This is a genomic window from Streptomyces phyllanthi, from assembly GCF_009377205.1.
Lineage (GTDB): Bacteria > Actinomycetota > Actinomycetes > Streptomycetales > Streptomycetaceae > Streptomyces > Streptomyces phyllanthi.
Window position 1 is genome coordinate 1 of the sequence record NZ_VJZE01000885.1, and the last position, 1,528, is coordinate 1,528.

Genomic DNA, 1,528 nt, shown 5'->3' on the forward strand with positions numbered 1-1,528 from the left:
AGACCCCCGCTTCGGCCCTGAACGGGCCTCGTCCTCAAACGCCGGACGGGCTGGATACGCCTGGCCTCGGCGGAAAGCCCAACCCCCGGCCGACGAACAACCCGTAGCTCCGACTCATCCGCAGAGGGAGAAAGTGCATGTACGACTACGACCTCCTGGTCGTGGGATCGGCCAACGCCGACCTCGTGATCGGTGTCGAGCGGCGGCCGGGGGCCGGGGAGACGGTGCTCGGCTCCGATCTGGCCGTCCACCCGGGCGGCAAGGGCGCCAACCAGGCGGTGGCCGCCGCCCGGCTCGGAGCCCGTACGGCCCTGCTGGCCCGGGTCGGCGACGACGCGCACGGAAGACTGCTGCTCGACTCGCAGCGGGAAGCGGGGGTCGACACCGTGGGCGTCCTGGTCGGCGGGGCGCCCACCGGGGTCGCGCTGATCACGGTGGACCCGTCCGGGGACAACAGCATCGTCGTGTCCCCGGGGGCGAACGGGCGGCTCGCGCCCGAGGACGTACGGGCGGCGGTGAGCCTGCTGCACGCCTCCCGGGTGATCTCGGCACAGCTGGAGATCCCGCTGGAGACGGTCGTGGAGGTCGTACGGAACCTGCCGGACGGCACCCGCTTCGTCCTCAACCCCTCACCGCCCCGGCCGCTGCCCGAGGAGGTGCTCGCCGTCTGCGACCCGCTGGTCGTGAACGAGCACGAGGCGCGGGTCATCACCGGCGGCGACCTGGAGGGCTCGCCGGAGGACTGGGCGCGGGCCCTGCTGGCGCTCGGGCCGCGGTCGGTGGTCGTCACCCTGGGCGCGGAGGGCGCGCTGGTGGCGTCCGCGGAGGGCACGGCGCGCGTGCCGTCCGTGGCGGTTCAGGCCGTGGACACGACGGGCGCGGGGGACGCGTTCACGGCCGCGCTCGCGTGGCGGCTGGGGCTTTCCGAGACGCCGGCCGAGGCCGCCGCGTACGCCGCCCGCGTGGGTGCCGCCGCCGTCACCAAGCCCGGCGCCCAGGTGTCCTTCCCGACCGCCGAGGAGGTCGCCTCCCTGTGAAGAAGGCCGGGATACTCAACCGCCACCTCTCGGGTGCCCTCGCCGAACTCGGCCACGGACACGGCGTGCTGGTCTGCGACGCGGGCATGCCCGTCCCCGTCGGCCCGCGTGTGGTGGACCTCGCCTTCCGGGCCGGGGTGCCGTCCTTCGAGGAGGTACTGGACGGGCTGCTCGACGAGCTCGTCGTCGAGGGGGCGACAGCGGCGTACGAGGTCCGCGACGCCAACCCGGAGGCCACGGCGCTGCTGGAGGCCCGCCTCCCCGACCTGGAGCTGGTCGCGCACGAGAAGCTGAAGGAGCTGTCGGAGGGCGCGCGGCTGGTCGTACGCACCGGGGAGGCGCGGCCGTACGCGAACGTGCTGTTGAGGTGCGGGGTCTTCTTCTGAGAAAAAAATCTCCGGAGACCGTGCAACCCTTCCCCCACCTGGCAGGTCGTACTTGGCGTCGGAACCACCCGGAGGGGGATCTGGGGGGATCGCGGGGGTTCTGAC

2 protein-coding genes are annotated in these 1,528 nt (G+C 73.4%); both read left to right on the forward strand.

From position 1 onward, the window contains the following. The first annotated feature begins 137 nt into the window (after window positions 1–137). Window positions 138–1,037: a ribokinase gene (locus FNH04_RS45860; protein ID WP_152792132.1), complete on the forward strand. Its 900-nt coding sequence runs from the start codon at window positions 138–140 to the stop codon at window positions 1,035–1,037. After that, on the forward strand, window positions 1,034–1,423 hold the full coding sequence (gene rbsD, locus FNH04_RS45865; RefSeq protein ID WP_322725764.1) for a D-ribose pyranase: 390 nt from the start codon (window positions 1,034–1,036) through the stop codon (window positions 1,421–1,423). Before FNH04_RS45860 ends, rbsD begins: the two co-directional genes overlap by 4 nt. Window positions 1,424–1,528: the final 105 nt, after the last annotated feature.

Coding starts and splice junctions, on each gene's coding strand:
- FNH04_RS45860 (WP_152792132.1), top strand. CDS start 138: ATGTACGACTACGACCTCCTGGTCGTGGGATCGGCCAACGCCGACCTC.